Source organism: Kitasatospora sp. NPDC051984 (assembly GCF_044593455.1).
In the GTDB taxonomy this organism is placed as follows: Bacteria; Actinomycetota; Actinomycetes; order Streptomycetales; family Streptomycetaceae; genus Kitasatospora.
The window spans coordinates 627,520-652,982 of record NZ_JBIUCB010000001.1; the positions used below are offsets into that span (position 1 = coordinate 627,520).

A 25,463-nucleotide genomic window follows, 5' to 3' on the forward strand; every position below is an offset into this window, starting at 1 on the left:
CGAGGGCCGCACCCCGTGGGAACGGGGTGCGGCCCTCGGCCGTACTGGCGTCGATCTAGAAGTCGTCGTCGAAGGAGACCGAGCCCTCGACGGCGACCTGGTACGCGGAGACCCGGCGCTCGAAGAAGTTGGTCAGCTCCTGGACGTTCTGCAGCTCCATGAACCCGAACGGGTTGGTCGAGCCGTAGCGGATCGGCAGGCCGAGGCGGGCCAGGCGCTGGTCGGCGACGGCCTCCAGGTACTGGCGCATCGAGGCGGTGTTCATGCCGGGCAGGCCGTCACCGCACAGGTCCTGGGCGAACTGGAGCTCGGCCTCGACGGCCTCCTCCAGCATCTCGGTGACCTGCTTGGCCATCTCGTCGTCGAAGAGGTCGGGCTCCTCCTCGCGGACGGTGTCGACCACCGAGAACGCGAAGTCCATGTGCATCGACTCGTCGCGGAACACCCAGTTGGTGCCGGTCGCCAGGCCGTGCAGCAGGCCGCGGCTGCGGAACCAGTACACGTAGGCGAACGCGCCGTAGAAGAACAGGCCCTCGACGCACGCCGCGAAGCAGATCAGGTTCAGCAGGAAGGCCCGCCGGTCGTCCTTGCTCTGCAGCGAGTCGATGTGGTCGACCGCGTTCATGTACTTGAAGCAGAACTGCGCCTTCTGCGCGATGGAGGGGATGTTCTCCACCGCGGCGAAGGCCGCGTTGCGGTCCTCCGGGTCGGGCAGGTAGGTGTCCAGCAGCGTCAAGTAGAACTGGACGTGCACAGCCTCCTCGAACAGCTGCCGCGACAGGTAGAGCCGCGCCTCCGGCGAGTTGATGTGCTTGTAGAGGCTCAGCACCACGTTGTTCGAGACGATCGAGTCACCGGTGGCGAAGAACGCGACCAGCCGGCCGATCATGTGCCGCTCGCCCTCGGAGAGCTTGGCGAGGTCGGCGACGTCGGAGTGCAGGTCCACCTCCTCGACGGTCCAGGTGTTCTTGATCGCGTCCCGGTACCGGTCGTAGAACGACGGGTAGCGCATCGGACGCAGCGTCAGCTCGAAGCCCGGGTCGAGCAGCATCTTCTTCTGGTCTTCGGAGCTCATTACTGGCACGCCTCGCAGGACTCGGGGTTCTCCAGGGAGCAGGCGATGGCGTCCTGCTCGGCCTGGCTGAGGGTCGGGGTCTGCACCGGCACGGGCGCGGCGGTGCGGGCGGTGCCCGACGCGGCCTGGGCGATCCGGGTCGCGGGGCGGGAGCGCAGGTAGTAGGTGGTCTTCAGACCGACCTTCCAGGCGTACGCGTACATCGAGGACAGCTTGCCGATGGTCGGCGCCGCCATGAACAGGTTCAGCGACTGGCTCTGGTCGATGTACGGCTGCCGGGCGGCGGCCAGGTCGATCAGCGCGCGCTGCGGCAGCTCCCACGCGGTGCGGTACAGCGAACGGACGTTCTCCGGCAGCCACTTGAAGTCCTGCACGGAGCCGTTGGCCTCGCGCAGCTCGTCCCGGGTCTGCTGGTCCCAGACGCCGAGCTCCTTCAGCTCGCGCACCAGGTACGGGTTGACCTGGAGGAACTCGCCGGACAGCGTCTCGCGCTTGAACAGGTTGGACACCTGCGGCTCGATGCACTCGTAGACGCCGGCGATGGACGCGATGGTCGCGGTCGGGGCGATCGCCAGCAGCAGCGAGTTGCGCAGGCCGGTCTCGGCGATCCGGGCGCGCAGCGCGTCCCAGCGCTCGGTCCACTGCGGGGTGGCACCACCGCTGTGCTGGTCTTTAAAGAAATGGTCGATGTGCAGCTGGCCGCGGGCCGCGCGGGTCTCGCCGTACGCCTCGTGGCGGCCGAACTGCTCGGCCAGGTCCGCGGAGCGCTCGTACGCGGTGAGCATGATGCGCTCGGAGATCAGCGTGGAGAGCGCCTTCGCCTCGGCGGAGTCGAAGTCCAGCCGGAGCTTGAAGAAGACGTCCTGCAGGCCCATCACGCCCAGGCCGACCGGGCGCCAGCGGGAGTTGGACGTCCCGGCCTCGGTGGTCGGGTAGAAGTTGATGTCGATCACGCGGTCGAGGAAGGTGACCGCGGTGCGCACGGTGGCGTCCAGGCGGTCCCAGTCCATCGCGTTGATCAGGTCGTCCGCCGAGGCGCCCGGGGCGACGTGCGCGCCCAGGTTGACCGAGCCCAGGTTGCAGACCGCGGTCTCGGAGTCGTCGGTGACCTCCAGGATCTCGGTGCACAGGTTCGAGGAGTGCACCGTGCGGCCCGGCAGCGCGGTCTGGTTGGCGGCGCGGTTGGAGGCGTCCTTGAAGGTCATCCAGCCGTTGCCGGTCTGCGCCAGGGTGCGCATCATCCGGGCGTACAGGGTCTGCGCCGGGATGGTGCGGACGGCCTTGCCGGCCAGCTCGGCCTTGCGGTAGGCCTCGTCGAAGTCGGCGCCCCACAGGTCGACCAGCTCGGGGACGTCCGCCGGGGAGAACAGCGACCAGTCCTCGTTGGCGTTCACGCGGCGCATGAACTCGTCCGGGATCCAGTGCGCCAGGTTCAGGTTGTGGGTGCGGCGGGCCTCTTCGCCGGTGTTGTCGCGGAGCTCCAGGAACTCCTCGATGTCGGCGTGCCAGGTCTCCAGGTACACGCAGGCCGCGCCCTTGCGCCGTCCGCCCTGGTTGACCGCCGCCACGGAGGAGTCCAGGGTGCGCAGGAACGGGACGATGCCGTTCGACTTGCCGTTGGTGCCGCGGATCAGCGAGCCGCGGGAGCGGATCCGGGAGTAGGACAGGCCGATGCCGCCGGCGTGCTTGGACAGCCGGGCGATCTGCGCGTAGCGGTTGTAGATCGAGTCCAGGTTGTCCAGCGGCGAGTCCAGCAGGTAGCAGGAGGACATCTGCGGGTGCCGGGTGCCGGAGTTGAACAGCGTCGGGGAGCTGGTCAGGTACTCCAGGCGGCTCATCAGCTTGTAGAGCTCGGCCACCTCCAGCACCGACTGCTCGGAGTTGCCCGCCCGTCGCCCGCCACCACCCTTGTTCGAGTCGCTTCGCTCCGCCCCCAGGTCTGCCAGGCCCGCAGCCACGCGCAGCAGGAAGTGCTGCGGGGTCTCGACCACCTTGCGGGTGATCGGGTGGCGCAGCAGGTAGCGGGACTGCACGGTGCGCAGGCCGAAGTACTCGAAGCGGTCGTCGCCGGCGGCGTCGATCAGCGAGTCGAACAGCGCGGTGTGGGCGGCGACGAACTCGGCGGTCGCGTCGCCGATCAGGCCCTCGGCGTGGCCGACGGCGATCGAGGCGGAGAACGAGGTGACGCCCTGGGTGGCGGCCTCGTCGGCGATCTCCATCGCCAGCAGGCGGGCGGCCAGCTTCGAGTACTGCGGGTCCTCGGCGATCATCGACGCGGCGGCCTCCACGGCCAGCCCGCGCAGCTCGGCGAAGTCCGAGCCGGCGTGGCGGCCGCGCAGCGCGGCGGCGGCGACGTGGCCGGGGTCCACCTGGGGGAGGTCGGTGCTGCGGTCGGTGAGCAGCCGAAGCAGCGCCGCACCGGGGTCGGTGAAGGCGTCGGCGGAAGCCTGGGACGGCAGGGTGACTGAGGCGGCGACGGTCAAGGCGCACTCTCTCCTGTGGCGGCGGCGGACGTGGCTCAAGGTGTCCGGTGGCGCGCGTGCGGCAGGGGAGGACGGCACGCCGAAAACGCTCGATCGGCGCGCGAAAGACCCACCCCCGGCCCGCCCGCGAGGCCGGACGGCAAAACAGTGCTGCATGGCGTCTGCGGGGATGCCGTGTCGCACACCGTCGGTCAGGTCCTCGGACTGCGCGGGCGTTGCTACAGCCCGCTCACCGTTGCGGGGCAGTCCCGGATTCGCACCGGGTTCCCCTGCTTCGACAGCGAGGTCGAGCATACATGTTGTGGCGGCTGGAGCTGGCGGCACCAGATGTAGTAGCGCGTGTCGCGTTGGAGGTGCCGCGCGTAGACAACGGAAACCGCGCCGGAGCCGCCTCGGAACGGCCGCAGAACCGTCGCAGAACCGCCTCAGAACCGCATCGTGTAGACCATCAGGTCCACGCCCGGGGCCGCCTCCCAATCCCGTTCGGGGGTGCGGAGGAAGCCCAGAGCATCGTAGATCCGGTGCGCCGCGGTCATCTCCGGCCGGGTGGAGAACGCCATCCCGGCCAGTCCGAGTTCCCGGCTGCGGTCCATCGCCGCGCGGACCAGCGCCCGTCCGACGCCGCGCCCGCGGGCGGCCGCGCCGACCGCCAGCATCCGGATCTCGCCCTCGTCCGGGAGCGCGACGTCCGCCCAGGGGGTGCCGCCTGCGGCGAACGTCACGCAGCCGAGGACCGCCCCGTCGCCGTCGACGGCGACCAGCAGCTCGGCCTCCCGGTTGCGGCGTGCGGTGTCCCTCAGCAGTTCGACGTAGCCGGACGCGGGGTCGGTGTAGCCATCGCCGACGAAGGCTTCGATGCTGACCTCCCCGGCTCCGGCGAGGTCGTGGTCGAGGGCGCGGCGGACGATCGGGGAGTGCATCCGGACAGTGTGCCGGACCGCGCCCGGCGCGGGTCGGCCAGGTCCGGGTCGAAGGGGTAGCCGGTCGGGCGGTGCCGTTCGGGCCGGCCCGGGCGGCCGTTGCGGTTCAGGTCCCGGCCGACCAGAACGCCGAGGAGTCCGAAGCTGCCGATGAGGCCCAGCAGGGCGAGCGCGGAGGTCATGGCTCCACTCTCCGTGCCGCCGCACCCCGTCACGAGTGGCAGGAACGCAGCATTGCCACGAAATCCTGCCACTGCCATGCTGGACGGATGCTGAGGAACGTCGCGGTGATCGTGCTGGAGGAGATCCACCCCTTCGAACTGGGCGTGGCCTGCGAGGTGTTCGGCCTGGACCGCAGCGACACCGGCCTGCCGGTGTACGAGTTCGGCCTGGTCGGCGACCGGCCCGGCCCGATGCGCACCCACGCCGGCTTCGACGTCCACGTGCCGTACGGCCCGGAGCGGCTCGCCGAGGCGGACCTGGTGATCGCCACCGCCACCGGCATCCGCGACCACTACCCCGAGGCGCTCTGCGATGCCCTGCGGGCCGCCCACGCACGCGGCGCCCATACGCTGTCGATCTGCTCCGGCAGCTTCCTGCTCGGCGCCGCCGGCCTGCTCGACGGCCGCCGCAGCACCACCCACTGGCGGTACGCCGACGTGCTGGCCGAGCGCTTCCCGCTGACCACCGTCGAACCCGACGTGCTGTACGTGGACGACGACCCGGTGATCACCTCGGCCGGCACCGCCGCCGGCATCGACGCCTGCCTGCACCTGGTGCGCAAGGTGCAGGGCGCCGAGGTGGCCCGGGAGATCGCCCGCCGGATGGTGGTCGCCCCGCACCGCGACGGCGGGCAGGCGCAGTTCGTCACCCGCCCGCTGCCCGAGGGCGACGGCGAGTCACTGGCCGGGACGCTGGAGTGGATGCGCCACCGCCTCGACCGGGAGACCAGCGTGGACGACCTCGCCCGGCACGCCCACATGTCCCCGCGCACCTTCGCCCGGCGCTTCCAGCAGGAGACCGGCACCACCCCGCACCGCTGGCTGACCGGCCAGCGGGTGCTGTTCGCGCAGCGCCTGCTGGAGTCCACCGACGAGAGCGTGGACGCGGTCGCCGCTCGCTGCGGCTTCGGCAACGCCGCCACCCTGCGGCACCACTTCGGCCGCCGCCTCGGCACCACCCCGCAGGCCTACCGGCGGGCCTTCGGTGGGCCCGGCGGGCTCGGGCGGGCTGCCGAGCGGCAGCCCGCCTGACGGCCGCTCAGGACAGGTGCGAGGTCTGGTTCCAGCCGGACGGCCGCAGCCGGCCCTCACGGGCCCGCCACAGGCTGGTCGAGCAGTTGCCCACCGGCGGCAGCGCCAGCAGCTCCTCCTCGCCCAGCCGGTCCAGCACGTGACGCAGCATCAGCACCGTGCAGTCGTGGGCGACCAGCAGCACCGGCCGGCCGGCCTCCTCCTCGTTCAGGTCGCGCAGCAGGCCGCGCACCCGCAGCGCCACGTCCAGCCAGGACTCGCCGCCGGGCGGCCGGTAGTACAGCTCGCCCATCCGCCGTCGGCGCTCCGCCTCGGCGGGGTGGTCGCGTTCGATGGCGGCCTTGGTGAGCATCTCCAGCACGCCCAGCTCGCGGTCGCGCAGCCGCTCGTCGTAGCGGACCGCCAGGCCCACCGGGACGGCGCCCAGCCCGGACGCCTGGGCGAGGGCGATTCTCGCGGTCTCCGCGGTGCGCACGTACGGGGAGCACCACACCGAGCGGGGCCGGTCGGCGGGCGGCAGGGCGGCCCACCAGCGGCCCAGGTCGTGGGCCTGGGCCTGGCCGCGCATGGAGAGCGGGATGTCGGCGTCGCGGCAGGTGATCGGGACGGTCAGGGCACCGGTGGAGTCCGCGTGCCGGAACTCCACGTTGGCGGTGGACTCGCCGTGCCGGGTGGCGATCAGGACCGACGGCAGCCGCCGTCCGCCGTCGGCCTGGGTGCGGTGCCCGTTGCGTACCGTGGTGAGGTCGGTCATGGCGGTGGCTCCCCGTTGTCGGTGCTGCCTCGGTGGTGCTCGTCTCTCCCGTGTCTCTCCCGAAAAGGGCGGTCATAACAGATGATCGCGCCGTCACCCCAGTGTCGATCGAGGCAACGGCGCGACCCAAGGGCGCAAACGGGGGCGGGTTGCGCCCCCGCACGCGTCAGTGCGCCAGCGTGGGCTGCGGGGCACGCTCCACAGCCTCGTCACCGGCCTCCGCGGAGTAGTCGGCCTTCGTGGTCTCGTCGGCGCCCTCCGGGGCCTTCAGGGCCCGCAGCACCAGCGTCAGCACCACCGCGACGAGCAGGTTCAGCACGAACCCGGTCAGGCCGATGTAGCCGATCTCGCCGATCACCGGGATCTTCGCGGCCGACCCGCCGAAGTGCTTGGTGGCCGGCGAGGACACCCCGTACGCCCGCCAGGTGCCGTAGATCATGCCGGTCGCCCAGCCCGCCAGCAGCGCCCACCGGTGGAACCACCGGGTGAACAGGCCCGCCACCAGCGCCACGGCGGTCTGCAGGATCCACACGCCGCCCAGCAGCTGCATGTTGATCGCCGCCTGCTTGTCCATCACCAGCACGAACGCCAGCGCGCCGACCTTCACCAGCAGCGAGGCGATCTTCGCCACCCGGGTCTCGTCGGCCGGCGTCGCGTCCGGCTTCAGGAACTCCTTGTAGACGTTGCGGGTGAACAGGTTCGCCGCCGCGATCGACATGATCGCGGCGGGCACCAGCGCGCCCACCCCGATCGCCGCGAACGCCACCCCGGTGAACCAGCTCGGGAACATGTCCGCGAACAGCTGCGGAACGGCCAGCTGGGCGTTGAAGTGCTTGTCGCCCTTGCTCACCCCCGCGGCGATCGCCATGAAGCCCAGCAGCGCCAGCAGACCCAGCATCAGCGAGTACGTCGGCAGGATCGCCATGTTGCGGCGCACCGTGTTGCGGGACTTCGCCGCCAGCACGCCCGTCACCGAGTGCGGGTACATGAACAGCGCCAGCGCCGACCCGAACGCCAGCGTCGCGTACGACCACTGCCCGGCCGGCCCGACGAGCATCGACCCCGGGGCCTTGCCGGTCACCGGATCGGGCTGGAACTTGTGCGCCGCCGCGTCGAAGATGTGCCCGTAGCCGCCCAGCCGCATCGGAATGTAGATCACCGCGACCAGGATCACCACGTACACCAGGGTGTCCTTGACGAAGGCGATCAGCGCCGGCGCCCGCAGACCCGACGAGTACGTGTACGCCGCCAGCACGCCGAACGCCAGGAACAGCGGAAGGTCCTTCAGGAACCAGTTCCCGGTGCCGCCCACGCCCAGCACGTCCAGTACGGCCTGGATGCCCACCAGTTGCAGCGCCACGTACGGCATGGTCGCCAGGATGCCGGTCAGCGCCACCGCCGCCGACAGCCCGCGCGACCCGTATCGTCCGCGCACGAAGTCCGCCGGCGTCACGTAGCCGTGCACCCGCGACACCGACCACAGCCGGGGCAGGATCAGGAACACCAGCGGGTACGCGATGATCGTGTACGGCACCGCGAAGAAGCCCGCCGCGCCCGCGCTGTAGACCAGGGCCGGCACCGCGATGAACGTGTACGCGGTGTACAGGTCGCCGCCCAGCAGGAACCAGGTGATCCAGGTGCCGAAACTGCGGCCGCCCAGACCCCACTCGTGCAGGTGCTCCGCGTTGTCCGCCCGGCGCCAGCGCGCGGCCAGGAAGCCCATCACGGTGACCGCGGCGAAGAACAGCAGGAAGACCGTCATCGCGGTCCAGTCCACGTGCTTCACAGCTGCTCACCCCCGTCCGGCTGGGCGGGCACGGGGAGCGGCCCGGCCGAGGCGGCGGCCTTGCGGGCCGCCTCGTCACGGCGCAGCAGCAGGTACGCGGAGGTGGTGAACACCGCCGACAGCGGCACCCACATCAGCTGGTACCAGTAGAAGAACGGCATACCGCCGAGCGCCGGGTCGGTCTTGCTGTACGACGGCACCCACAGCACCACCACGATCGGCACCAGCAGGCACAGGCCGGCCAGCACCCGGGCGGGGGAGAGCGCGGGCAGTGCGCCCGCGGATGGCGTTTGAGACGACACGAGCGGCTCCCGGATGACGAGGAGTCACCTCACTGGCACCGCACCGCACATTGCTGTACGTCCGCCGAGCAGCACCTTCGGTGATCGAAAGGTCTCCGCGAGAGTAGGGCAGGGGAGTGACTTGTGTCACTACCCTGTCAACTTCGTGTTACGCCGCGCCTATGCGGGCCGCCGCAGCCTGGTCGTGAACTTGTACCGGTCCCCGCGGTAGATCGACCGCACCCACTCCACCGGCGCGCCGTCCGCGTCGAAGGAGTGCCGGGACAGCTGGAGCATCGGCAGGCCCAGGTCGGAGCCGAGCAGGCCGGCCTCGCGCGGGTTGGCGAGGGTGGTCTCGATGGTCTCCTCGGCCTCGGCGACCGTCACCCCGTAGACCTCGCGCAGCGCGGTGTAGAGCGAGTTGTGCTTGGCGAGGTTGCGTCGGAGCGCGGGGAAGCGCTTGGCCGACAGGTGCGCCACCTCGATCGCCATCGGGTCGCCGTTCGCGAGCCGGAGGCGCTCGATCCGCAGGACGCGCCCGCCGGGCTTGATGTCCAGCAGCGGGGCGAGCCGCTCGTCCGCGGAGATGTACGCGACCTCGACCAGGCGGGAGGTCGGCTCCATGCCCTGGGCGCGCATGTCCTCGGTGTAGGAGGTCAGTTGCAGCGCCTGCGCGACCTTCGGCTTGGCGACGAAGGTGCCCTTGCCCTGGATGCGCTCCAGCCGGCCCTCGACCACGAGTTCCTGCAGTGCCTGCCGGACGGTGGTGCGGGAGGTGTCGAACTGGGCGGCCAGTGCCCGCTCCGGGGGCACCGGGGTGCCGGCCGGCTGGGTCTCGGTCAGCTGCAGCAGGTGCCGCTTCAGGCCGTAGTACTTCGGTACCCGGGCCGTGGTGGTGGCAGGGCCGGTCTGGATCGGCACCGTGGAGCCCTCGGCGAGCGCCGAATCCCTGTCGCCACTCATGGCAGCTCTCACTCCTCGTTGGAGACGGGTCCTTAAGGGACCCCTAAGTCCTATGTAACAGCACATGTTTGCACGCACGGGTGAGCAAGCGGGAGCACCTGCGGGCAAACCGGCATGCGACGGGCCCGGAACGGAGCGACTGGCGTCCGGCCCGGGCCCGTACCCGAGTGTCTCAGCCCGCGGTCGCCGCGGTCGCCGCGAGTCCGGCCAGCGCCTCGGCCGCGGCTGTCCCGCCGACCCGCGAACCGCCGTACGTGGCAAGGGTGGTGACGCCGAGCGGGGCGAACAGCCCGGACAGCCCGTGGGCGGTGCCGATCTCCACCACGACCGCGTCGGGGCGGTGCTCCACCAGGGCGAGCGCGGCCCGGCGCATCCAGGAGTGGCGGTGCACGTCGCGCACCACCAGCACCAGCGGACGGCCGGTCGCGGCGCCGAGCAGCGGAGCGGTGTCGATCTCGGCGTCCTCGGCGGCGACCGCCACGTGCAGCAGGCCGGAGCCCTCGGTGACGGTGGCCGGCGGGGAGACCCGGCTGGAGGTGGTGCCGGGGATCAGCTCGGTCAGCGGGCCGGCCACGCCCCACGGGGTGTCCTCGCCGGCCGCGATGTTCGCGCCGGGGGAGAACTCGACCACGTGCGGCACGCCGTTCAGCGGGCGGAGTTCGCCGGTGATCCGCAGTGCCCGGCGGGCGGCGGCCAGGCCGACGCCGGCCTCGCCCCGCTGTCCGAGCTGCGAGGCCCGCAGGGCGGCGGACCAGCGGGCCACCGAGCGGTTGCGCTCGGCGGCCTCGTGCAGCCGCTCGGCCGGCAGCCGGCCCTCGCGGACCGCCCACACCAGCGCGTCGCGCAGGTACACGAAGGCGTCCTCGTCGTGCAGGCCGCCGCCGACGCAGATGGTGTCGGCGCCGGCCGCGACGGCCCGCACCGAGCCGGCCGCGACGCCGTGGGTGCCGGAGATGGCGCCCATCTCGATGCCGTCGGTGACGATCAGTCCGTCGAAGCCCAGCTCCTCGCGGAGCAGCCCGGTGAGGATGCGCTGCGACATGGTGGCGGGCAGCTGGGCGTCGTAGGCGTCGAACAGGATGTGCGCGGTCATGATGCTCTTCACGCCGGCCGCGATGGCGGCCTTGAAGGGCAGCAGGTGCTGGCCGAACTGCTCGGCGGCCAGGTCGATCCGGGGCAGCCCGAGGTGCGAGTCGCCGGCCGTGTCGCCGTGGCCGGGGAAGTGCTTGGCGCAGGCCGCGACGCCGGCGGACTGCAGGCCGCGGACGTACGCGGCGGTGTGACGGGCCGCCAGTTCGCCGTCGCCGCCGAAGGACCGGACGCCGATGACCGGGTTGTCCGGGTTGGAGTTGACGTCCGCGTCGGGCGCGTAGTTGAGGTTGACGCCGACGCCGGCCAGGTCGAACCCGATGGAGCGGGCGACCCGCTCGGTGAGGTCGGTGTCGTCGACCTCACCGAGCGCCAGGTTGCCGGGGTAGGAGGACCCGCTGGTCACTTCGAGGCGGGTGACGTCGCCGCCCTCCTCGTCGGTGGCGATCAGCAGGTCGCCGTTGAGCGCGTACATCTCACCGGTCAGCGCGGCGACCTGCTGCGGGGTGCGGATGTTGCGGCCGAACAGGGCGACGCCGCCGAGTTCGCCGTCGCCCAGTCTGCGGCGCAGCCACTCGGGTGCGGTCAGACCGGCGAAGCCGGGCTGCAGGACCGCTCCGGCGTCGCGCAGGAGTTCGGCGCTTTCCGTACCGGGCATCGCCATGGTTCCTTCCCTGGGGGTGGAGGTGCTTCAGGTGCGATTGAGGGTGAGGAAGGGACCTTAGCCCTTGACCGCACCGGCGGTGAGACCCGCCGACACCTTCTTCTGGAAGAACACGAACAGGATGATGACGGGCAGCGAGACCAGCAGACCGCCGGCCATCTGCGCGCCGTAGTCCGCACCCCGGGTGGGGGTGGTGGAGTAGAAGGTCAGCCACATCATCGAGGTGTGAGCCTTGCTGCTGCCCAGCAGCACGTTGGCGACGATGAACTCGTTCCACGCCTGGATCCAGCTGTAGACACCGGTGGTGATCAGGCCGGGCAGGGTGAGCGGCAGGATGATGCGGAAGAACGCGCCCCACTGGGTGCAGCCGTCGACCATGGCGGCCTCGTCCAGCTCCGCCGGGATGTTCACGATGAACGAGCGCAGCGTCCAGACCACGTACGGCACGGTGAAGACCAGGTACGCGATGATCACACCGAACAGGGCGTTGGTCAGCCCGGCGTTGTTCATCACCACGAACAGCGGAATGATGATCGCCAGCAGCGGCACCATCTGGACGACCAGCATGGTGATGATGAAGAAGTTGCGGCCGCGGAAGTTGAACCGGGCCACGGCGACGGCGGCGAGGAAGCCGACCACCACGCCGAGCGCCACCGCGCCGAGCGTGAGGATCAGGGTGTTCTGCAGCGACGGCAGGAACTCGGGGTCGTCGAAGATCGTCTTGTAGCTCTCGAACGAGAAGGTCGAGGGCCAGAAGGTCGGGTCCTGGGCGATCAGGTCCTTGTTCGTCTTGAACGTGGTGATGATCATCCAGTAGATCGGGAAGGCCATCACCACGGCGACGCCGATGGCGAGGATGTTCCAGAACCAGGTCATCACCGGGCTGCGGCCGACGGTGCGGGCCTTGACCTTCTTCTTCGGCTTGGCGGCCTCGGGCGCCAGCGGCGGCCCGGACGGGTGCGTCGTCGTCGCGGTCATCGCTCGTTGGCTCCGATCTTGAGCATCTGGCGGATGTAGAACACGAGTACCGCCAGCATCATGACGATCATGATGATCGAGATCACCGAGCTCTCGCTGTAGCGCGAGCGGACGATGCCGTTCATGTACAGGTAGATGCCGATGGTCCAGTAGCCGGGCTCGGGCGAGGAGTTGCGCAGCGCGAAGATCTGCGCGAAGACCTGGAAGTCCCAGATGAAGCTGAGCGCGGCGGAGATCATCAGGAACGGCTTGATGACCGGGAGGGTCACGTGCCGGAAGACCTGGAGGTTGTTGGCGCCGTCCAGCCGGGCGGCCTCGGTCAGCTCCGGCGGCACCTGGGTGAGCGCGGCGTACAGGCCGAGGACCAGGAACGGCAGCGCGCCCCAGATGATGACCGCGGCGCCGACCACGAACAGGCCGACGGTCGGGTCGGCGAACCAGTCGTAGTGCTTCCAGGACTCGTCACCGGTGACCAGGAAGGCCAGGTAGTCGACCACACCGCCGTTGGCGGAGAACAGCCAGCGGAACACCTGGCCGTTGACCAGCGCCGGGATCGCCCAGACGAACATCATCACGGTGATGACGGTGACCCGGACCCAGTTGGACACCCGGTTCAGGAGCAGCGCGATCGCCATGCCCAGCACCAGCGAGAGGATGACCAGCTCGGCGGTGAAGTAGATCGAGCGGAGCACGACCTCCCAGAACTGGTCGTCCCCGAGGATCTTGCTGAAGCCCTCGAAGCCGATGTACTTCGCCATCTCGGGGTGCGCCAGCAGCGCGTACCGGTTGACGTTCTGGAACGACAGGTCGAACAGTCTGAACAGCGGATACGCCAGAACGCCCACCAGTACGACGACGGCGGGCAGCAGAAGCGTGTAGGGGATGTACTGGCCGGCCGCGAAGAATCCGCGGCGCTGCGGCTTCCCCGCCGGGGCAGGCCCCGACTTTTCGGACCGGGTCACGGTCTCGTTGGTGGTCACACTCATCAGGGTCCTTCCCGGGCCCGCGGGTTCTGGTCGGTCCTGGCGCACGGGTGGGCAGCCCGCGTGATCGCGGACTGCCCACCCCCTGGGCCTGTCCGGCCTTCTGGCGCTCAGTGCGGTGGTCCGCCCGGGAGCGGACTCCCGGGCCGACCGCGGATCAGCTGGGTCAGCCGTTCAGGTCCTTGACGATGACGTCCTGGGCCTTCTTGAGCTCGGTGGCCGGGTCGCCACCGGCGGCGATCGCGCTGAACGCGGTCTTCAGCGCGGTCTCGTCGGCGCCGGACCACAGCGGCGAGTTCGGGATGAACCAGGTCGCGCCCTCGGCCGCCTCACCGGTGGCCTTGTTCGCCGGGTCGGCCTGCTTGTAGGCGGCGACCAGGTTCTTGGCGTTCGGGATGGCGTGCTTGGCGAGCAGGGTCTGCTGCGCGGTGTTGGTGTAGATCTGCAGGAAGGTCGCGCCCAGGCCCGGGTTGGCGGCCTTGGACGGGACGGCCAGGTCGGAGCCGCCGAGGAACGCCGGGGTCGGGGTGCCGGCCGCGGTGCCCGGGAGGGCGATGGTGGCGAGCTTGTCCTTCAGGGTCGGGTCGCCGATCTTCGGGTCGGCGACCGAGCCGACCTCCCAGCTGTTGCCGATGATGGCGGCGATGTTGCCCTTGGCCATCATCGCGTCCTGGGTGGCCTCGTCATTGGTGGTGCCGCCGACCGAGAAGTCCTTCTGCAGGTCGCCCCAGGTCTTGACGCCCTCGAGGAACTTCGGGTCGGTCAGGTTGCCGGCCCACTTGTCGCCGTCCTTCTTGGCGATGACACCCTTGACACCGAACTGACCGGCGCCGAAGGCGACCGCGGAGTACCAGTTCTGGCCCGGCATGTAGAGGGCCGAGAAGTTGGCGGTGCCGGCGTTGGCGGCCTTGACCTTGGTCAGGGCGGCCTTCAGCTCGTCGATCGTGGTCGGGGCCTGGGTGACACCGGCGGCGTCGAACAGGTCCTTGCGGTAGATCAGGACGCGGGCACCGGCGTAGTACGGGACGGCGTAGGTCTTGGTGCCGTCGGCCGACTGGCCGGAGGCGGCGACCGAGTCCAGCCACTTGTCCGAGTTGTCGAACTGGCTCTTGACCCCGGTCAGGTCGACGAAGGAGCCGGCCTCGATGTACTTGGCGGCCTGGGTGTTACCGACCTCCAGCGCGTCCGGCGCGTTGCCGGAGAGCAGGGCGGTGTCGAGCTTGGTGGTGTAGTTGTTCCAGGTCTGCCACTGAACGTCGACCTCGGCGCCGGTCTGCTCGGTGAACTCCTTCTTCGCCGCGTCGACGACCTCGGGCCAGCCCTTCTGGGCGTCCTGCATCAGCCAGACGGTGATCTTCTTGCCCTTGCCGTCCTTGCTCAGGGTGGCCTTGTCACCGCCGGAGCTGGACGAAGACGAGGAGCAAGCCGAGGCGACGAGCACGGTGGCGACAGCGGCCACGGCTGCGATCTTGCGGTTCAAACCATCCTCCAGGGATGAGCAAGGTGGGGCACCGGGCCGCCGGGCTATGGGCCCTGAAGCTGCGTCGTGCCGTAAGGGGGAACGTCACCGGGTGACACGGACACGAACTGCCGGGGCAGGCGGGCCGATCCGTGAGGTGGAGTAGACCATTGGTTTAGACCAACGCCTGGAGATTGGCATGGACCAATGACGAGCGTCAAGGGATCGAAGAGCGTCTGCACAAGCCGTTATCAACGCTTGACTAGGTCGTGTTGGACTGGACCAAGTCGGGGGGCGGATCCGGATATGACGGGACGAATCGGCCACATCGGAACGCTCGCCTCCGGTTACTCAATGTGGCCTGAAGTGAACCTTAAGTGAGCCTTAAGAGGCATACCCACCCCGGTATTGACGTGAGCGGGGCGAAATCAGCAACGGATCGACAACAAGCGGGACTTGTAATCATCACGCGCGTTGACGCTGCAAATGGTCTGGGCCAGTATCCGGAAAGCTGGTCTGTACCACTCGCGCAGACCTCCCCCACCTGATTCGGAGGATTTGCGTGAAGCGTCAGGTTCTGGCCACGCTCGGCACCGCCGTTCTGCTGGCCACCGCCGTCGGCTGCTCGTCCGGCGGCTCGGCCGCGTCGCCGGGCGGCGCCGACCCGAAGGACGCGACCGGCAGCGTCACGGTGTGGCTGATGGACGACGCCCAGAAGAGCTGGCCGGAACTGGTGCAGCAGGTCAACGACCAGTTCGCCGCGAAGTACCCCAAGGTGGAGCTGAAGCTCAGCTACCACTCCTGGAAGGACAAGATCGCCGAGCTGGACGCCGCGATCGCCACCAACCAGGCGCCCGACGTCGTCGAACTCGGCAACACCGAGACCACCAAGTACATGGTGAACGGCACGCTGGCCGGACTCGACCGGACCGGATTCGACAACTCCGACAACTGGATCAAGGGTCTCGCCGACACCTGTACGTACAACCAGAAGCTTTACTGCGTTCCTTATTACGCGGGCGCCCGGGTCGGCGTCTACAACGCGAAGATGTTCCAGGACGCCACCGGTTCCGCCGATCTCCCGCAGACCGAGGAAGAACTCACCGCCGCCCTCGACAAGGTGGCCCTGCGCAACAAGGGCACCGCCGGATTCTCCGCGTTCTACCTGCCCGGCCCGTACTGGTACGCCGCGATGTCCTACGTCACCGCGTACGGCGGCTCGATCGCCAAGTTCGACTCCAGCGGGGTCTGGCACGGCACCCTGCACGATCCCAAGTCGCAGGCCGGCCTCCAGCACTTCGTCAACCTGGTGAAGACCTACAACAAGGGCGATCTGAAGGTCAACGAGGCCAAGCAGGCGGGCGTGCTCGGCCACGAGAAGGCCGCGCTGATCTACGCCAACGGCTGGGAGCTGAGCGACGCGGTCGCCCCGATCACCGGCACCCCGGCGCTCAAGAACTCGCTGAAGATCGTCACCATGCCCGGCCCGAACGGCAAGCCGCTGCCCTCCTTCATCGGCGGCTCCGACCTCGCCGTCACCGCCAAGTCGCAGAACGCCGCGATCGCCACCGACTGGGTGCGGATGTTCACCAGCACCAAGTCCGAGCAGGTGCTCGCCGACAAGGACACCCTGCCGAACAACCTGACCCAGCTGGCGCCGCTGAAGAACAAGCCCGCCACCGCCGCGGCCGCCAACGCCGTCCAGGACGCCTGGTTCACCCCGGCCGCCCCCGGCTGGGGCGCGGTCGAGAAGCAGAACGTCCTGGTGAACATGCTGGACTCGATCTTCAAGGGCAAGAGTGTCGACGACGCCACCAAGGAAGCCGACGCGCAGATCGACCAGCTGATCAACAACCCGAGCTGATTCTCGCGGACCGGACGCCGACGCACCGTCACGACGTGTGCAGCGGCGCCCGGTCCACGTAGGATCGGCACAGCACAGTTCCACGCAGCGAGGGTGCGGACTCGCCGCCGTTCCAGAGGTCCCCGTCGGGCATCCCGCCCCACGGGGTAGAACCATCTCTCCACGGAGGCACCCCCGATGTCCGACCCGCAGACTGTTTCCGTACCCGGCAGGATCATGTCGGCGGAGATGGCCGAGCAGCCGGCCGTCCTGCAGCGCATCCTCGACGAGGGTGCGCCCGCGATCCGTGAGATCGCCAAGCAGATCGCCGCCCGCAACCCGCGGTTCGTCCTGCTCACCGCCCGCGGCACCTCCGACAACGCCGCGCTGTACGCCAAGTACCTGATCGAGGTGCTGCTCGGCAAGCCCGCCGGCCTCACCTCGATGTCCACCACCACCGCGTACGGCGCCAAGCCGGACCTCACCGACTGCCTGGTCATCACCGTCAGCCAGTCCGGTGGCTCGCCCGACCTGGTCGCCTCCACCAAGGCGGCCCGCGAGGCCGGCGCGATCACCCTGGCGGTCACCAACAACGCCGGCTCGCCGCTCGCCGAGGTCTCCGAGTTCCACATCGACGTGCTGGCCGGGCCGGAGAAGGCGCTGCCCGCCACCAAGACCTACACCGCCGAACTGCTCGCGCTTTACCTCTTCATCGAGGGCCTGCGCGGCAACGACGGCGACGCGGCGAAGGTCCTGCCGGAGCTGGCCGCCGGGATCCTGGCCCGCCAGGCCGAGGTCAAGGCGCTCGCCGAGCGGTACCGGTTCGCCCAGCGCCTGGTCATCACCTCGCGCGGCTACGGCTACCCGACCGCCCGCGAGGCGGCGCTGAAGCTGATGGAGACCACCTACATCCCGGCCTCCCCGTTCTCCGGCGCCGACCTGCTGCACGGCCCGCTGGCCATGGTCGACAACGTCTCGCCGGTCATCGCGATCGTCCCCGACGGCCGCGCCGGCGAGGCCCTGCAGCCCGTCCTGGACCGCCTGCGCGGCCGGGGCGCCGACCTGGTCGTCATCGGCCAGCAGGACCAGGTCGACGCCGCCAGCGCCGGCTTCGCCCTGCCGGGCGGGGTGCCGGAGGAGGTCCAGCCGATCCTGGAGATCCTCCCGCTCCAGCTCCTCGCGTACGAGGTCACCATCGCCCGCGGCCAGGACCCGGACGCGCCGCGCGCTCTCGCGAAGGTCACCGAGACTCACTGACGTCGGTCGACACGAAAGGCCGCCCCCACCAGAAGTTCAGTGGGGGCGGCCTTTCGTGGGTGCGAAACCAGGACGTGCACCACCAGGGGCGCGGGGAACTGCGCGACAAGCGCAGACGCAACGGTCAGGTCGCGATCAACGGCAAGTCATTGCCCGCGTTGCGATCCTGCTGTGAGGGCGTTCCCCTTCGCGCAGTTCCCCGCGCCCCTGGTTTCGCACCCGTCTGCTGGCGCGGAGAAACACTACGGGCCACGGCGCCGACACAGGACCCTCAACCTGTGCGGCACCGTAGCCCGGAGCTGTATGTCGGAGGCGGGGACCGTCCGAGAGTTGTGCGGGACCCTCGAACGACGCCTCCGACCGAGGAGCGGCCTCGCGCGGTCAGGGCAGTTGCGCGGGGGGCCTCTCCTTGGTGCACCTTCATTGTGGACTAGACCAATCTGCGTTGTCCAGGGGCACGGGTCGATTGGTCTGGACAACGTGCCCCGGAGTGGTCGGAGATACCCTCACGGTGTGCCCTCGCTGAACGAACTCGTCCGCCGCCACACCACCCTCACCGGTGCCGACGTGGAGTGGCTGCATCTGCTGGTCTCGGAGTGGCAGCTGCTCTCCGACCTGTCCTTCGCCGACCTGGTGCTGTGGATCCCCACCTGGGACGGCATCCGCTACGTCTCGGTGGCCCAGATGCGGCCCAACACCGGACCGACCTCGTACCAGGACGACATGGTCGGCCACCTGGTGCCCCGGGGCCGCCGGCCGTTGCTGGACGCGGCGTACGACGAGGGGCGGATCGTCCGGGAGGGCGACCCGGAGTGGCGGGAGGAGGTGCCGGTGCGGGTGGAGTCCATCCCGGTGCGACGGGACGGCAAGGTGCTGGGCGTGATCGCCCGGAACACCAACCTGCTGACGGTGCGCACCCCGAGCCGGCTGGAGCTGACCTACCTGCAGAGCGCCAGCGATCTGGCGCAGATGATCGCCGCCGGCACGTTCCCGTTCCCGGGCGCCGAGCAGGCCGACATGGACGCCGCGCCGCGGGTCGGCGACGGCCTGATCCGGCTGGACGCGGAGGGCGTGGTGACGTACGCCAGCCCGAACGCGCTGTCGGCGTACCACCGGCTGGGCCTGACCACCGACCTGGTCGGCAGTCATCTCGGCCAGGCCACCGCCGAGTTGGTGCCGCCGAGCCGCGGCAAGGTGCACGAGGCGATGGTGAAGATGGCCAGCGGCTGGGCGCCCCGGCAGACCGAGGTGGAGGCGCAGGGCGGCGTGGTGACCCTGCGGACCATCCCGCTGAAGCCCAAGGGGACGCCCACCGGTTCGCTGGTGCTCTGCCGCGACGTCACCGAACTCCGGCGCCGCGACCGCGAGTTGATGACCAAGGACGCCACCATCCGGGAGATCCACCACCGGGTGAAGAACAATCTGCAGACGGTCGCGGCGCTGCTGCGACTGCAGTCCCGCCGGATGGACTCGGATGCCGGCCGGGCCGCGCTGGACGAGGCGGTGCGCCGGGTCGGTTCGATCGCCATCGTGCACGAGACGCTGTCGCAGGCGCTGGACGAGCAGGTGGCGTTCGACGAGATCGCCGACCGGGTGCTGGCGATGGTGATGGAGCTGTCCCAGGACGGCCGGGTGGCGACCCGCCGCAGCGGCTCGTTCGGCATCCTGTCGGCCGAGGTGGCCACTCCGCTGGCGATGATCCTCACCGAGCTGACCCAGAACGCGCTGGAGCACGCGTTCGGCCCGTCCGCCTCCGGGAAGGTCGAGGTGAGTGCGCTGCGCGGCCGCGCGCCGGTGTCCGGCAAGGGCTGGTCGGACAGCTGGAACAGCGGGGCCCGGCCGGAGGAGTACCTGCTGATCACCGTGCAGGACGACGGCCGCGGCATGCCCGAGGGCTTCGACCCGCAGCAGGCCGGCAACCTCGGCCTGCAGATCGTCCGCACCCTGGCCACCGGTGAGCTCGGCGGCACCTTCGACATGGTGGCCGTGCCGGGCGGCGGCACCAAGGTGGTGCTGGAGATCCCGGTCCGCTGACCGGCGCACCCGGGCAACGGGAACAGCCCGGGGAAACAGAAACGAGGCCCTGCCGACCGGGGGGGGGTGGGTCGGCAGGGCCTCTCAACCCGGTCCGGCCGTCGGGGGGAGTCGGCCGGAACGGGGGCTCTGGGGTGGCGCGACGCTCGCCTCGTGTGTTGCACACGGTGAGCGCCACAGGTCCACGATATTGCTCTAAGTGAACAGTATCAAGTGCCTGGGCGGCTCGCGTCGTCGGCCCCGCAGTTGGAGCGGGGCCCGTGCGGGAAGGCTCGGCCGGCCGAATGCGGCCGAACCCTTGATCGTGGGTTGATCCGTACTGCTTCTGATGCCGCGTCAGGCGGTGCGGGCGCGGTTGCGGGCGGCGCGGCGCTTCATCGCGCGACGCTCGTCCTCGCTCATGCCGCCCCAGACGCCGGCGTCCTGGCCGGTCTCGAGCGCCCACTGCAGGCACTGCTCCATGACGGGGCAACGGCGGCACACGGCCTTGGCTTCCTCGATCTGCAGCAGAGCAGGACCGGTGTTCCCGATCGGGAAGAACAGCTCCGGGTCCTCTTCGCGGCAGACAGCGCGGTGGCGCCAGTCCATGGTCGTCCAACTCCTCCGGTCACGGACGGTGCCCGCGACTCACTCGTATGGCTTGTGAATGTGAACGCTTTCACGAATCCCGTAACAGCAAAAGGGACCAAAGGCCCACCGGGCCCGGGAGGTCTTTGCTGGAAGGGGTTCGGCGATTCGAGGGACTCTGCCGCGATGTCGTCTGCGGTGTGTCCCGATCGCCATGTAGAGGTTCGCAAACCTCGAAGCCGGATACAACCCCCTTCGGCAAGAAATTTTTGATTCTTCGGTGTCGCCTACCTCACAGGCGGTACTTCTATGGGGTGAAGGGGCTCGAACGTTCGAGTGCAAGGTGAAGACCCCCTTCTGGTCACACAATCACACGCAGTGCCCGTCGTACGCCTGTGAAACTGACGCGACTCCTGTCTCCAAGGTGGTCCCCGTCGACCTGAAACGGCACCGGTTCCTGTGAAACCAAGGTGAAGTGTCTGACGTCGTGATAGGAGACGAGATGCTTTCCGGTCGGGCCGGCAGGGCGTGCGCCGTCCTCTGCCGAGGGCTGCGGGCGCAGGATCTGACGGACCGTCCGGGCGGTGCGGAACGCCGTCATTCGAGTGATGCCGAAGATGTCCAGATCGGTTTCGAACGATGCCGAGGGGGACGGAAAGACCGGACGGGAGCCCAGATAGGTCCACGGAGAGGTGTTGGAGACTATGGCCATCACCATGCCCGGCACCGGTTCCCGGCCGTTGATCTCCAGGGAGATCGGGCCCGAACGGCGGCGCTCACGCTCGGTCACGTAGTGCCGCAGCGCCTCCATGACATAGAGCGCGTGAGTGGATTTGCGCCCCGCGCGGCGCTGACGCTCCACCCGGCCGACTACGCCCGCGTCGAACCCCAGTCCGGCGGTGAAGGTGAACCAGCGGTCCGGCTCGCCGGCGCTCAGCGCCTTGCCCAGACCGATCGCGCGCTCCCGCCGGTGCTCCAACGCGTCCAGGAGTGCGCCGGTGGCCTCCACCGGATCGTTGGGGAGCCCCAGCGCGCGGGCGAACACATTGGTCGACCCGCCCGGCACCACCGCCAGCCGCGGCACCCGCTCGCCCGGACCGTGCGCCAGCAGGCCGTTCACGACCTCGTTCACCGTGCCGTCGCCGCCCAGCGCCACCACCAGGTCCACCGAGCCGTCCTCGGCCGCGTGCCGGGCCAGATCGCCCGCGTGCCCCCGGTACTGGGTCTCCGCGACATCCAGCTTCAGATCGCTGCGCAGGGCATGGATCAGGACGTCCCGGGTCCGGCCACTGGTGGTGGTCGCCTTCGGGTTCACGACCAGGAGAGCGCGCATGGCGATCAGCCTACGACCCGTCCGACGTAAGACGACCGTTACCCTGGCCCGGTGACCGCTGAATCCGCTCCCGCCACCACCACCGCCCCCGACCGGCCCGTCCCGCTGCTCGTCGGCGCGGGCATCACCGCGCTGGAGGGCGCGGCGATGGCGGGTTGGGGAATCTATGACCTGATCTCCGGCTTCCTCGGTTCGGACGCCGCCTTCGGCCGCGCCGAGATGGGCGGCGCCGTGCTCGTGCTGATGGGCCTGCTGCCGCTGCTGGCCGGCCGCGCGCTGCTGCGCGGGCAGAAGTGGGGTCGCAGCCCCGCCGTGCTCACCAACTCGATCTGCCTGCCGGTCGCGTACTACATGTGGCAGTCCGGCGGCGGCATGGTCGCCGTCGGCGCCGCGGTCGCGCTGATCGGCCTGGCCGGCATCGTCGCGCTGCTCAACCCGCGGGTCACCGCGGTGCTCTACGGCGAGCAGTAGCCGCCCCTACGCACGGCGCAGGGCCCGTCCCCGGGATCGGGTGCGGGCCCTGCGGCGTACGTGCGAGGGGTGGTTACTCCTCGACCAGCAGCTTTTCGCGTAGCTGCGCCAGGGTGCGGGCCAGCAGCCGGGAGACGTGCATCTGGGAGATGCCGACCTCGGCCGCGATCTGCGACTGCGTCATGTTCCGGAAGAACCTCAGCACCAGGATCTTCTGCTCCCGGGGCGGGAGTTGGGCCAGCAGCGGCTTCAGCGACTCGCGGTACTCGACGCCCTCCAGGGCCTCGTCCGTGGCGCCCAGGGTGTCCGCGACGGCCGGCGACTCGTCGTCGCTGTCCGGCACGTCCAGGGACAGCGTGGAGTACGCGTTGGCGGACTCCAGGCCCTCCAGCACGTCCTCCTCGGAGATGCCCAGGTGCTCGGCCAGCTCGTGCACCGTGGGGGAGCGGCCGTGCCGCTGGGACAGCTCGCTGGTCGCCGTGGTCAGCGACAGCCGCAGCTCCTGCAGCCGGCGCGGCACCCGCACCGCCCAGCCCTTGTCGCGGAAGTGGCGCTTGATCTCGCCGACGATGGTGGGCGTCGCGTAGGTGGAGAACTCGACGCCGCGCTCGTGGTCGAAGCGGTCCACCGACTTGATCAGGCCGATGGTGGCGACCTGGGTCAGGTCGTCCAGCGGCTCGCCGCGATTGCGGAACCGGCGGGCCAGGTGCTCGACCAGCGGGATGTGCATCCGGACCAGCTGGTTGCGGATCTCCACCCGCTCCGCCGACCCCTCCGGCAGCTCGGACAGCCGCACGAACAGGGCCCGGGCCGCCTCGCGGTCGGGCGCGCCGCTGCGGTGCCCCTGTGCCGGGACGGTCGAGCGGACGGCCTCGGCGGCGGCCGCCGGGCCGCCCTCCTCGGGCTCGGCCGCGGGCCGCTCGGGCTTCGGGTCGGTCGGCTGGCTCATCCGGCTGGGGTCCTTCGGGAGGGCTTCGTCAGGGGTGGCGGTGCGGGCAACGCTGGCCTGCGGAGGTACGACGGCAACTGTGCGGTCCAGATCACTCACGGCGATCACCCGTTCCGTTCCGAGAACACGTCACTACCTACGGCTGGCCCGGCGACCCGCCGCGCTTCTTGTGCAGGCTGATGGAGACGGTGTTGTCCGCGGCCACCGTGGAGTCCACCTCGCCGGCCAGTGCGGAGAGCACCGTCCAGGCGAAGGTGTCCCGTTCCGGGGCCCGCCCGTCGGTGGTCGGGGCGGACACGGTGACCCGCAACGCGTCCCCGACCAGGCGGAACTCGCAGCTCAGGATCGAGCCCGGAACGGCCTGTTGGAGCAGGATCGCGCAGGCCTCGTCCACTGCGATGCGGAGATCCTCGATCTCGTCCAGGGTGAAGTCCAGCCGTGCCGCGAGGCCGGCCGTGGCCGTCCGCAGCACCGAGAGGTAGGCGCCCGCCGCAGGCAGGCGGACCTCAACGAAGTCCTTCACTCCGGGCTCGCTGTCGATCTGGGACACCCTCACCTCCTGGGTGGCGCTCGGTGCTTGGGGGGCCGGAGGCCCCGGCACCACCATTGGCATCGGTTCAACTGCCTTGTGCCCCGAGACGTTACCGCGCCCGGGGCCGGTCTGTCGTGATCTCCGTCCACCGTCACGGGAACGAGGGACCGGTGTTCGAAATGCGCTGCCCTCAGCGGGGCGTGGAACCCAGCTCGGTGAGCGCGTCGTCGGTGAGCCGGAAGACCGTCCACTCGTCCATCGGGACGGCGCCCAGCGACTTGTAGAAGCCGATCGACGGCTCGTTCCAGTCCAGCACCGACCACTCCAGCCGGTGATAGCCGCGGTCCACGCAGATCCGGGCCAATTCGGTGAGCAGCGCCTTGCCGTGGCCCCCACCGCGCTTGTCGGGGGAGACGTACAGGTCTTCCAGATAAATGCCATGAGTGCCGCGCCAGGTCGAGAAGTTGCGGAACCACAGCGCGAAACCGGCCGGCACGCCCGACTCGTCCTCGGCGATCAGGCCGAACAGGGCGGGGTGCTCGCCGAACAGCGCGTCGTGCAGCTGCTCCTCGGTGGCCCGGGCCTCGTGCAGGGCCTTCTCGTAGTCGGCGAGCTCGCGGATCATGGCGTGGATGACGGGAACGTCGGCGGGAGTCGCGGTGCGGATCATACGATCGAGCGTACTCATCTCCCCCCTCCTTCCGGAAAGCCCCAGAGGCCGGGAAATTGCTGTATGCCCGGGAGAAACCTGGGAAAACCCCGGGCCGGGCCGGGCCGGGCCGGGGCAGGGTCGGGGCCCGGAAATGCGGAACCCGACCGCCGGGGCCCCGGGGCGGGGGCGGTGGCGGCCGGGTTCCGGCAGACGCAACTGGCGTGGCGTCAGGCCTTCTTGGTCTCCCAGAAGATCCCGTCGATCTCGGCGATCAGGTCCAGCAGGGCCTGGCCGGTCGCCGGGTCGGTGGACGCCTTGGCGGCCGAAGCGGCCTTGCCGGCACGGTTGAACAGGTCGTGCAGGCCCGGGTAGGCCTCGAAGTGCGGGGCCTTGAAGTAGTCGGTGTGCAGCACCGAGAGGTGGTGCTTGACCAGCTCGGCGCGCTCCTCCTTGATGACGATCGCACGAGCGCGGAACTCGGCGTCCTCGTTGGCCTGGTACTTCTCCTGAGTGGCCTTCACCGACTCGGCCTCGATGCGGGCCTGGGCGGGGTCGTACACGCCGCAGGGCAGGTCACAGTGCGCGTGGGCGGTGACCCGCGGAGCAAACAGACGAGAGAACATGGGGGTCCTTCCTTAGATCGTCTTCCCGGGCCCGACATTACCCTCACGGCGAGCCGAATTCGCCGTCGCCCCGGGGGCCTAGGGCAAAAGAAGGAGTCATAAATCGTGCGATATGGGACACCGCTCGGCGTGGCCGACATCGCCGGACCGTCGATGCGCCGGCTGCTGTCCGACGGGGACCGGGTGCTGGTGCGCTACGGCGCCCCGCTGCGGCCGGGCGCGATCGCGCTGTTCAGGCACCCACTGCAGCAGAATCTGCTGGTGGTGAAGCGGGCCGCGGGCCGCCGGCCGGGCGGCTGGTGGATGCTCTCCGACAACCCGCTGGTGCACACCGACAGCCGCGAATACGGCGCGGTGCCGGACGAGTTGGTGCTCGGCCGGGTACTGCTGCGGCTGGCGCCCCGGCCGGCCTGGCTGGCGCCGGGGCGCGGCCTGGAGCGCGCGCTGCGCGGCCGCCCGGCGTGGCTGGCCGAGCGGCTGGGCGTCAGCGCGCCGGTGGAGACGGAGCTCTGAT

At 70.0% G+C, this 25,463-nt stretch carries 23 protein-coding genes and 1 riboswitch; of the genes, 6 read left to right on the forward strand and 17 right to left on the reverse strand.

The features are described from left to right. Positions 1-55: 55 nt before the first annotated feature. The 3 genes from ACIHEI_RS02880 to ACIHEI_RS02890 all read right to left on the reverse strand — a co-directional run bounded on the left by ACIHEI_RS02880 (position 56) and on the right by ACIHEI_RS02890 (position 4,478). On the reverse strand, positions 56-1,075 hold the full coding sequence (locus tag ACIHEI_RS02880; RefSeq protein WP_387637459.1) for a ribonucleotide-diphosphate reductase subunit beta: 1,020 nt from the start codon (positions 1,073-1,075) through the stop codon (positions 56-58). Then, positions 1,075-3,558, reverse strand: coding sequence for a ribonucleoside-diphosphate reductase subunit alpha (locus ACIHEI_RS02885; RefSeq protein WP_396605369.1), 2,484 nt, complete (start codon positions 3,556-3,558; stop codon positions 1,075-1,077). The genes ACIHEI_RS02880 and ACIHEI_RS02885 overlap by 1 nt, the downstream gene beginning before the upstream one ends. A gap of 172 nt (positions 3,559-3,730) precedes the next feature. After that, positions 3,731-3,863, reverse strand: a riboswitch (cobalamin riboswitch). A gap of 120 nt (positions 3,864-3,983) precedes the next feature. Then, positions 3,984-4,478, reverse strand: a complete 495-nt coding sequence (locus tag ACIHEI_RS02890; RefSeq protein ID WP_396605370.1) for a GNAT family N-acetyltransferase — start codon at positions 4,476-4,478, stop codon at positions 3,984-3,986. 269 nt (positions 4,479-4,747) lie between these two features. Here ACIHEI_RS02890 and ACIHEI_RS02895 point away from each other — a divergent pair, with 269 nt between their 5' ends. Next, positions 4,748-5,731: a helix-turn-helix domain-containing protein gene (locus ACIHEI_RS02895; RefSeq protein ID WP_396605371.1), complete on the forward strand. Its 984-nt coding sequence runs from the start codon at positions 4,748-4,750 to the stop codon at positions 5,729-5,731. A 7-nt stretch (positions 5,732-5,738) separates the two neighbouring features. Here the strand turns inward: ACIHEI_RS02895 and ACIHEI_RS02900 are convergent, their stop codons facing one another. From ACIHEI_RS02900 to ACIHEI_RS02935, 8 genes are all read right to left on the reverse strand, one after another. Further along, positions 5,739-6,485 carry a histidine phosphatase family protein gene (locus ACIHEI_RS02900; protein WP_396605372.1) on the reverse strand — a complete coding sequence of 249 codons (747 nt, stop codon included), beginning with the start codon at positions 6,483-6,485 and terminating at the stop codon, positions 5,739-5,741. A gap of 166 nt (positions 6,486-6,651) precedes the next feature. Next, positions 6,652-8,247, reverse strand: a complete 1,596-nt coding sequence (mctP, locus tag ACIHEI_RS02905) for a monocarboxylate uptake permease MctP (protein WP_396605492.1) — start codon at positions 8,245-8,247, stop codon at positions 6,652-6,654. Between the two features lie 20 nt (positions 8,248-8,267). Next, the gene (locus ACIHEI_RS02910) at positions 8,268-8,573 is read right to left on the reverse strand and encodes a DUF3311 domain-containing protein (protein WP_396605373.1); all 306 of its coding nucleotides are present in this window, start codon (positions 8,571-8,573) and stop codon (positions 8,268-8,270) included. A 159-nt stretch (positions 8,574-8,732) separates the two neighbouring features. Next, the gene (locus ACIHEI_RS02915) at positions 8,733-9,515 is read right to left on the reverse strand and encodes a GntR family transcriptional regulator (protein WP_392950587.1); all 783 of its coding nucleotides are present in this window, start codon (positions 9,513-9,515) and stop codon (positions 8,733-8,735) included. A 172-nt stretch (positions 9,516-9,687) separates the two neighbouring features. Next, on the reverse strand, positions 9,688-11,262 hold the full coding sequence (locus ACIHEI_RS02920) for a glycoside hydrolase family 3 protein (RefSeq protein WP_396605374.1): 1,575 nt from the start codon (positions 11,260-11,262) through the stop codon (positions 9,688-9,690). A gap of 63 nt (positions 11,263-11,325) precedes the next feature. Next, positions 11,326-12,246, reverse strand: a complete 921-nt coding sequence (locus ACIHEI_RS02925) for a carbohydrate ABC transporter permease (protein WP_387637438.1) — start codon at positions 12,244-12,246, stop codon at positions 11,326-11,328. Continuing rightward, on the reverse strand, positions 12,243-13,232 hold the full coding sequence (locus tag ACIHEI_RS02930; protein ID WP_387637432.1) for a carbohydrate ABC transporter permease: 990 nt from the start codon (positions 13,230-13,232) through the stop codon (positions 12,243-12,245). Before ACIHEI_RS02930 ends, ACIHEI_RS02925 begins: the two co-directional genes overlap by 4 nt. 163 nt (positions 13,233-13,395) lie before the next feature. Next, positions 13,396-14,709 (reverse strand): extracellular solute-binding protein, encoded by a 1,314-nt coding sequence (locus tag ACIHEI_RS02935; RefSeq protein ID WP_387865537.1) that lies wholly within the window; start codon positions 14,707-14,709, stop codon positions 13,396-13,398. A 541-nt stretch (positions 14,710-15,250) separates the two neighbouring features. Here ACIHEI_RS02935 and ACIHEI_RS02940 point away from each other — a divergent pair. From ACIHEI_RS02940 to ACIHEI_RS02950, 3 genes are all read left to right on the forward strand, one after another. Next, the gene (locus ACIHEI_RS02940; RefSeq protein ID WP_396605375.1) at positions 15,251-16,552 is read left to right on the forward strand and encodes a sugar transporter; all 1,302 of its coding nucleotides are present in this window, start codon (positions 15,251-15,253) and stop codon (positions 16,550-16,552) included. Positions 16,553-16,729: 177 nt separating this feature from the next. Continuing rightward, the gene (locus ACIHEI_RS02945) at positions 16,730-17,788 is read left to right on the forward strand and encodes an SIS domain-containing protein (protein WP_392950597.1); all 1,059 of its coding nucleotides are present in this window, start codon (positions 16,730-16,732) and stop codon (positions 17,786-17,788) included. A 513-nt stretch (positions 17,789-18,301) separates the two neighbouring features. Further along, positions 18,302-19,822 carry a sensor histidine kinase gene (locus tag ACIHEI_RS02950; RefSeq protein ID WP_392950600.1) on the forward strand — a complete coding sequence of 507 codons (1,521 nt, stop codon included), beginning with the start codon at positions 18,302-18,304 and terminating at the stop codon, positions 19,820-19,822. A gap of 336 nt (positions 19,823-20,158) precedes the next feature. Here ACIHEI_RS02950 and ACIHEI_RS02955 read toward each other — a convergent pair whose 3' ends face one another. Together ACIHEI_RS02955 and ACIHEI_RS02960 are read right to left on the reverse strand one after the other, a co-directional pair. Next, positions 20,159-20,410, reverse strand: a complete 252-nt coding sequence (locus ACIHEI_RS02955; RefSeq protein ID WP_014138019.1) for a WhiB family transcriptional regulator — start codon at positions 20,408-20,410, stop codon at positions 20,159-20,161. A gap of 340 nt (positions 20,411-20,750) precedes the next feature. Continuing rightward, a complete protein-coding gene (locus tag ACIHEI_RS02960; RefSeq protein ID WP_392950603.1) occupies positions 20,751-21,722 on the reverse strand; it encodes a diacylglycerol/lipid kinase family protein in 972 nt (323 codons plus the stop codon). Positions 21,723-21,773: 51 nt separating this feature from the next. Between ACIHEI_RS02960 and ACIHEI_RS02965 the strand changes: the two genes are divergently transcribed. After that, positions 21,774-22,193, forward strand: a complete 420-nt coding sequence (locus ACIHEI_RS02965) for a hypothetical protein (RefSeq protein ID WP_396605376.1) — start codon at positions 21,774-21,776, stop codon at positions 22,191-22,193. Positions 22,194-22,266: 73 nt separating this feature from the next. Here the strand turns inward: ACIHEI_RS02965 and ACIHEI_RS02970 are convergent, their stop codons facing one another. From ACIHEI_RS02970 to sodN, 4 genes are all read right to left on the reverse strand, one after another. Further along, positions 22,267-23,241 carry an RNA polymerase sigma factor SigF gene (locus ACIHEI_RS02970; RefSeq protein WP_387637411.1) on the reverse strand — a complete coding sequence of 325 codons (975 nt, stop codon included), beginning with the start codon at positions 23,239-23,241 and terminating at the stop codon, positions 22,267-22,269. A 37-nt stretch (positions 23,242-23,278) separates the two neighbouring features. Continuing rightward, on the reverse strand, positions 23,279-23,692 hold the full coding sequence (locus ACIHEI_RS02975; protein ID WP_387637409.1) for an anti-sigma regulatory factor: 414 nt from the start codon (positions 23,690-23,692) through the stop codon (positions 23,279-23,281). A gap of 172 nt (positions 23,693-23,864) precedes the next feature. Then, positions 23,865-24,344: a GNAT family N-acetyltransferase gene (locus ACIHEI_RS02980; protein WP_396605493.1), complete on the reverse strand. Its 480-nt coding sequence runs from the start codon at positions 24,342-24,344 to the stop codon at positions 23,865-23,867. Between the two features lie 209 nt (positions 24,345-24,553). Further along, positions 24,554-24,949, reverse strand: coding sequence for a superoxide dismutase, Ni (gene sodN / locus ACIHEI_RS02985; RefSeq protein WP_073814350.1), 396 nt, complete (start codon positions 24,947-24,949; stop codon positions 24,554-24,556). Between the two features lie 105 nt (positions 24,950-25,054). On the opposite strand from sodN, the gene sodX reads away from it, so the two are divergent. After that, complete coding sequence (sodX, locus tag ACIHEI_RS02990; RefSeq protein WP_396605377.1) at positions 25,055-25,462, forward strand: nickel-type superoxide dismutase maturation protease; 408 nt, start codon at positions 25,055-25,057, stop codon at positions 25,460-25,462. Position 25,463 lies beyond the last annotated feature (1 nt).